Below are 7,117 nucleotides of genomic sequence, written 5' to 3'. Positions count from 1 at the left end.
GGGGATCCGATGCACAGTGGGCTGGACGGGCTGACCTGCGCCGTGGTGGTGCGGGGCCAGGACCCGGTGCTGCGCGACCACCGCGTCCACGGCACCCGGGTACTGCCCGGCGTGACGTTCCTGGACGTGGTCTTCCGGGTGCTGCGCGCCAAGGGCGTGGACACCGAGGGCGTCGAGCTGCGCCGCGTGCTGTTCCAGGCCCCGGTCGCCGCCGGACCGGACTACGACACCGACCTGCTGCTGCGGTTCACCGCGGACGGGCCGGGCCGGTACCGGCTGGCGGTCACCGGGGCCCGGCACCGGCACGGGCGCGCCGCCGGTGCCCCCGTGCCGGTGCTGGCCGCGGACGTGCTGCTGGGGCAGGCGTTCCCGCGGCACACCACCGACCTCGACGCGCTGCGCCGGGGCCGGGCCACCGCCGACATGGCCGACCTGTACGCGCTGGTGCGCCACACCGGCATCGAGCACGGCGACTTCATGCGCGGCCGGGGCACCCTGCACGTCGGCCCGGACGACCTGCTCGCCGAACTGTCGCTGGGCCCGGCCGCGGCGGCGCACTGCGCGCACTTCCCGCTGCACCCGGCGGCCCTGGACGCCGCGACGCTGCTGCCCACCCGGTTCGCCCGGACCGCTCCGGGGGAGGGCACCCGCCCGTACATCCCGATGCTCATCGGGTCGTTCCGGGCCCGCGGACCGCTGGGCCCGGCCACCCTGGTGCACGCCCGGCCCCCCGCCCACTCCGGCGCCGACGCCGACCTGACGACCTGCGACCTCGACTTCTACGATGAGCACGGGGTGCGGCTGGCGTGGCTGCACGGCCTGACCTCCAAGCGGGTCCGCGACGCCGCCGCCATCACCCGCCTCGACCTCGACGCGGAGCCGGTGACCGCCGCGCCCGTCACCTCTGCGCCCGTCACCGCCGCGCCGGGCCCCGCCGTGCCTGTGGCAGGGCCGCCGAAGCCGCCCGCCGTGCCGCCCGCCGCGCCGGGCGTGGCACCGTCGAAGGCCCCGGCGCCGCCCTCGGCAGGGCCGCCGGAGCCTGCCTCGGAGCCCGCCGCGCCTGCCGTCGACCCGCGTGCCGCGGTCACCGGCCTGGTCCGGGGCCTGCTCGCCGCCCGCGGCGACGAGCAGGAGCCCCGGGAGGAGGTCGGTTTCTACGACCTCGGCCTGGACTCCACCGCCCTGCTCGGTGTTTCCGCCGACCTGGAGAAGGTCTACGGCGAGCAGTTCTCCCCGACGCTGCTGTTCGAGCACAGCACCCCCGGCGCCCTCGTCGAGCACCTGCTGTCCACCGTCGGCGCCCCACCGAGGGAGGCTCCCGTCCTCCCCCTTCTGTCCACTGTGGAGAGCGCGATCCCCGCGGACGTCGTGTGGTTCCAGCCCACTTGGGTGGACGCCCCCATCGAGCCGAGCACCCCGGCCGCCGTGCTCCTGGTCGGTGACGGCGAGGTGGCCCTGCCCGCCGGGGTCCGCGCCGTGCGGGCCCGCTTCGGCGCCGCGTTCGCCACCACCGGAGACGGGTACGTGCTCGACCCCGAGTCCTCTGAGGACTGGCGCGCCCTGCTTGGTGCCGAGCCCACCACCGGGGTGCTGTGGCGCCCCACCGGCGACATCGCCGACGAGGCGGTCGCCCTGACGCACTTCCTCGCGGCGGCGCTGCGCTCCGGCCCGCGCTCGCTCGTGTACCAGAGCACCGGGCCCACCGGCGCGGTCGCCGGGCTGCTGCGCACCGCCGTGCGCGAGCAGCCCACCCTCCGCGCCATGGTCGTGCGCACCGACGACACCGCGACCGCGCTCGCCGAGTTCGCCCAGGATGACATCGAGGTCACCACTGCCCGCGGCCGCCGTCAGGTGCGCGAGTTCCACCCCACCGACGCCCCCGCGACCCCCGTCGCACTGCGCGAGCGCGGCGTCTACCTGATCACCGGGGCCTTCGGCGGCGTCGGCCGGGCGCTGGCCCGCCACCTCGCCCGCACCGCGCGTGCCCGCCTCGTGCTGTGCGGGCGCGCCCCCGACCAGGCCCTGGCCGCCGAGCTGACCGGGCTCGGCGGCGAGGTCGCCGTCGTCACCGCCGACGTCACCCGCGCCGAGGACGTCCGGAACGCGGTCGACACCGCCCACCGGCGGTTCGGCGCCCTGCACGGCGTCATCCACGCCGCGGGCGTGCTGCGCGACGGGCTCATCGCGGGCAAGGGCGCCGCCGACGTGCGTGCCGTGCTGGCCCCCAAGGTCGACGGCGCCCGCCACCTCGCCGCCGCCACGCGGGACCTGGACTTCCTGCTGCTGTGCTCCTCCTCCGCCGCCGCGTGGGGCAACCCGGGACAGGCCGACTACGCCTGCGCCAACGGCTTCCTCGACGATTTCGCCGCCACCGTCCCCGGCTCGGTGTCGGTGGGCTGGCCCGCGTGGGCGGACGGCGGGATGCCCGTCGACAGCGCGGCCCTGGCGTCGATGGGCCTCGCGCCGATGCCGACCGCCACCGCCGTGGACATCCTGCTCGCCGCCGCGGGCAGTGGGCAGCCGCACCTGGTCGCGCTCGTCGGCGACGCCGGGCGGATCACCGCGGGCTTCGCCACCGCGCCGCGTCCGCGGGCGCGGCGCGTGGAGCCCGCGCCGGAGGAGGGGCTGGTCGCCATCGTCGGCGTCAGCGGCCGGTACCCCATGGCGCGCGACCTCGACGAGTTCTGGGCGAACCTGCGCGCGGGCCGCGACTGCGTCACCGAGGTGCCCGCCGACCGGTGGGACCACGACGAGATCCACTCCGAGACCCGCGGCGTGCTCGGCCGCTCCTACGGCCGGTGGGGAGGCTTCCTCGACGGCATCGACGAGTTCGACGCCCGCTTCTTCCACATCTCGCCCAACGAGGCCGCGGTGCTCGACCCGCAGGAGCGGCTGTTCCTGCAGGCCGCCTGGCACGCGTTCGAGGAGGCCGGGCACGCCCCGTCGGCGTGGCGCGGTCGCGCGGTCGGGGTGTTCGCGGGCGTGATGTACAACCAGTACCAGTTGCACGGGGTGCGCCCCGAACCCGGACTGGTGCCCTCCTCGTTCAGCGGGTCGGTCGCCAACCGGGTCTCGCACTTCCTCGACCTGCGCGGTCCCAGCCTCGCGCTGGACACCATGTGCTCGTCCTCGCTGACCGCGCTGCACCTGGCCGTCGAGGCCATCCGCCGCGGCGAGTGCGAGGCGGCGCTGGCGGGCGGGGTCAACCTGGCCGTGCACCGCAACAAGTACCTGCTGCTGAGCCAGGCCAACTTCCTGTCCACCGACGGTCGGTGTCGGGCCTTCGGCACGGGCGGCGACGGGTACGTGCCCGGCGAGGGCGTCGGCGTCGTGCTGCTGCGCCCGCTGTCGGCTGCCCTGCGCGACGGCGACCACGTGCACGCGGTCATCCGCGCCACCGCGCTCAACCACGGCGGGCACACCGCAGGGTTCTCCGTGCCCAGCCCGGCCGCCCAGTCCGACGTCGTCGCCGCGGGCCTGGCCGCCGCCGGGGTCGACCCCGCCGGGATCGGCTACCTGGAGGCGCACGGCACCGGCACCAGCCTCGGCGACCCCATCGAGGTCACCGCCCTGGAGCGGGCCTTCGACACGCTCGGCGCGGGCCGGGGCCCGTGGCCGCTGGGCTCGGTGAAGTCGAACCTGGGCCACCTGGAGTCGGCCGCGGGCATCGCGTCGCTGACCAAGGTGCTGCTGCAACTGCGCCACGGCGAGTTGGTGCCGTCCCTGCACGCCGAGGAGCTCAACCCCGCCATCGACTGGGACCGCTCGCGGTTCCGCGTGCAGCGCCAGACCGCCCCGTGGCCCGCCCCGGCCCACGGCCCCCGCACCGCGGCCATCAGCTCCTTCGGCGCGGGCGGCGCCAATGCCCATGTCGTGCTCGCGGCGTACGAGCAGGCCCCGGCCGCCCCGGAACCGTCGCGCCCCAGGCTGTTCGCGCTCTCGGCTCGCGACGCGGACCGGCTCACCGAGCTGGCCCGGTCGGTGGCCGACCACCTCGCCGCCCCGGGTGAGGCGCTGTCGGCGCTGCGGCCACTCGTCGAGGAGCTGGTGGGCGTCCCGGTCGACCCGACCGAGCCGCTGGCCGCCCTCGGCCTGGACTACCCGCAGCTGGCCATGCTCGCCGCGCGCGTCGAGGACGTCTTCGGCGTCCGACCCGACCTCGACGGCGAGACCACCACCGGGCAGCTGGCAGGCGGACTGCCTGCCCCGGCGTCCGATGTGGACGCCGCGGCCCTGGAGCTCACCCTGTGGGCCGGGCGCGACCACTTCGACGAGCGGCTGGCCGTCGTCGCCGAGGACGCCGCCGGGTTCGCCGCCGCGCTGCGCGCCTTCCTCGCGGGGGACACCACCGCCGTCCACCGCGGCAAGCGCGCCGCGGGCGCCGCCGCGCCGCGGACCGACGACCTCGACGCGCTCGCCGCGGCCTGGGTCGGCGGCGCGCCAGTCTCCCGGCCGCTGCCCGCCACCGCGCGCAGGCTCTCGCTGCCCGGCTACCCCTTCGAGCGCACCCGCCACTGGGTGGAGACCACCGGCACCGCGGGTCACCACCCGCTCGACGCCGACCCGGTCGACCTGCCCGACGGCTCCACGGTCTTCACCGGCGCCCTGACCCCGGCCCGCCACCCCTGGCTGGCCGAGCACACCGTCGCGGGCGCCACCGTCGTGCCCGGCGCCCTGCTGGTCGAGGCGGCGCTGCGGGCGGGGGAGCGGCTGGGCTGCCCCACGGTGGCCGAGCTGGTCACCGAGGTCCCGCTGGCCGTCGCCGACGCGGACCTGCGCCTGGTCGCCGACCCGGCCACCGAGGACGGCACCCGCGCCTTCGCCCTGCACGCCCGGATTCACGGCGCGGACTGGGTCCGGCACGCCACCGGCACCCTGTCCCCGGGCACCGCCGCCGCTCCCGCCGCACCGACCGCGCAGGGCGACCCCGTCGACGTGCGGGGGTTCTACCCGGCCCTGGCCGCCGCGGGCACCGAGTACGGCCCGGCGTTCCAGGGCCTGCGCGCCGCCCACCGGCACGACGGCGGCGTGCGCACCGAAATCGTCCTGGCCGCCGGCGAGCCCGGTGACCACCTCGTGCACCCGGCCCTGCTCGACGCCGCCCTGCACGGCGTGGCCCTGGGCGGGTTCACCACCGGCCGCGCCCCGCGCCTGCCCTTCGCCTGGACCGGGGTCTGCCTGCACCAGCGCGCGGGCGCCGCCGCCACCGCCCACCTCACCCCGGTGGGGCCGGACGCGGTCGCGCTGCTGGTGACCGACGCCGACGGCCACCCCGTGCTGTCGGTCGACGCCATCGCCCTGCGCCCGTCCGCCGCCCCCGGCACCGCCGTCGCGCACCGGGTCGCCTGGACCCCGGTCGAGCTGCCCGCCACCGGCCCGGTCCGGGTCACCGTGCTCGGCGCCGACCCGGACGGCCTCACCGCCGCCCTGGGCGCGGGCGCCGACCGCGCCGACGACCTGGCCGCGCTCGCCGCGGGCCCGGTCGCCCCGGTCGTCATCGCCCCCATCGCCGCCCCCGGCTGTGACCTGCGCGCCGCCGCCCACGCCGCGGCGGGCGCCGCGTTGGACCTGCTGCGCGACTGGCTGGCCGAGGACCGGTTCGCCGCGTCGAAGCTGGTGGTGCTCACCCGCGGCGCCCACGACGCCGAGCCCGCGCTCGCCACCGCGCACGGCCTGGTCCGCGCCGCGCAGGCCGAGCACCCCGGCCGGTTCGCGCTGGTCGACTGCGCGGCCGTCGCGCTCGGCGCGCTGCGCCCCGCGCTCTCCTCGGACGAGCCGCAGCTGGCCCTGCGCGCCGACGGCCCGCACGCGCCGCGCCTCGTGCGCGGCGACCCCGCCGCCCCCACCCGCCTCGACATCGGCACCGCCGTCGTCACCGGCGCGGGCGGCGCCTTGGCCGCACCGCTGCTGCGCCACCTCGTGCACACCCACGGCGCCCGGGACCTGCTGCTGCTCAACCGGTCCGGGCGGGTCGACGAGGCCCTGCTCGCGGAACTGGCCGAGGCGGGCGCCCGAGCGGTCGTCATCCGGTGCGATGTCACCGACCGCGCCGCCCTCGCCGCCGCGCTGGCCACCGTCGACCGCCCGGTCGGGTTGGCCGTGCACACCGCGGGTGTGCTCGCCGACGGTGTGGTCACCGGGCTCGACCGCGACACGCTCGCACGGGTGCTGGCGCCCAAGGTCGACGGTGCCGTGAACCTGCACGAACTGCTGCCCGAGGCGCACCTGGTGCTCTACTCGTCGGCCGCGGGCGTGTTCGGCGGCCCCGGCCAGGGCGCCTACGCCGCCGCCAACGCGTTCCTCGACGCCCTCGCCCGGCACCGCGCCGAGGTGGGCGGACGGGCCACCGCGCTGGCCTGGGGCCCGTGGGCCGTCGACGGGGGCATGGTCGCCGACGCCGACCGGCTGCTCCGCGGCGGCATCGGCACCCTCGACGCCCCCACCGGGCTGGCCCTGTTCGACGCCGCCCTGTCCGCCGCGGAACCCGACGCCGTGCCGGTGCTGCTCGATACCGCGGCGCTGCGAGCACAGGCCGCCGCGGGCACCCTGCCCCCGCTGCTGCGCGCCCTCGCCCCGGCGGCCCCGGCCCCGGCCCGCGAGGACTTGGCCGCCCTGTCCCCGGACGCCCGCCGCGCCCGGCTGTCCGTGGTGGTCCGCGCGCAGGCCGCCGCGGTCCTCGGCTACCCGGGACCCTCGGCGATCGACCCGGACCGCTCCTTCGACGAGCTGGGCTTCGACTCGCTGACCTCGGTGGAGTTTCGCAACCGGCTGGCCGCCGCCGTCGGCCTGCAGCTGCCCGCCACCACGGTGTTCGACCACCCCACCCCGCTGGAGATCGTCGCGCACCTCGACGAGCTGCTCGGCGGCCAGGCCGGGCCCACCGACCTGCCCGCGCTGTTCGCCGAGCTGGACCGGGTGGGCGCCGCGCTCGCCGTGGCCGCCGCCGACGCGGGCACGCGCACCCGCGCCGCGGCCAGGGTGCGCGCCCTGCTCACCGCGCTCGACGGCGGCCCCGATGACGCCGAGGACGTGCTGTCCGCCTCCGACGAGGAGGTCTTCGCCCTGCTCGACGCCGAACTCGGCCGCCCGTGACCGGCCAGGAGGAATCGATGGACAC

At 77.8% G+C, this 7,117-nt stretch carries 1 protein-coding gene; it reads left to right on the top strand.

Annotation, left to right across the window (positions count from 1 at the left end; genetic code table 11):
* Positions 1 to 9 precede the first annotated feature (9 nt).
* On the top strand, positions 10 to 7,092 hold the full coding sequence (locus ACTG9Q_RS31280; RefSeq protein ID WP_455576556.1) for an SDR family NAD(P)-dependent oxidoreductase: 7,083 nt from the start codon (positions 10 to 12) through the stop codon (positions 7,090 to 7,092).
* Positions 7,093 to 7,117 lie beyond the last annotated feature (25 nt).

The organism is Actinokineospora lacus (assembly GCF_053813445.1).
This window is presented reverse-complemented; position numbering and strand designations above follow the sequence as displayed.

Bases quoted from the DNA above. Each gene is read 5' to 3' on its own strand.
- ACTG9Q_RS31280 (WP_455576556.1), top strand. From the start codon at position 10: ATGCACAGTGGGCTGGACGGGCTGACCTGCGCCGTGGTGGTGCGGGGC.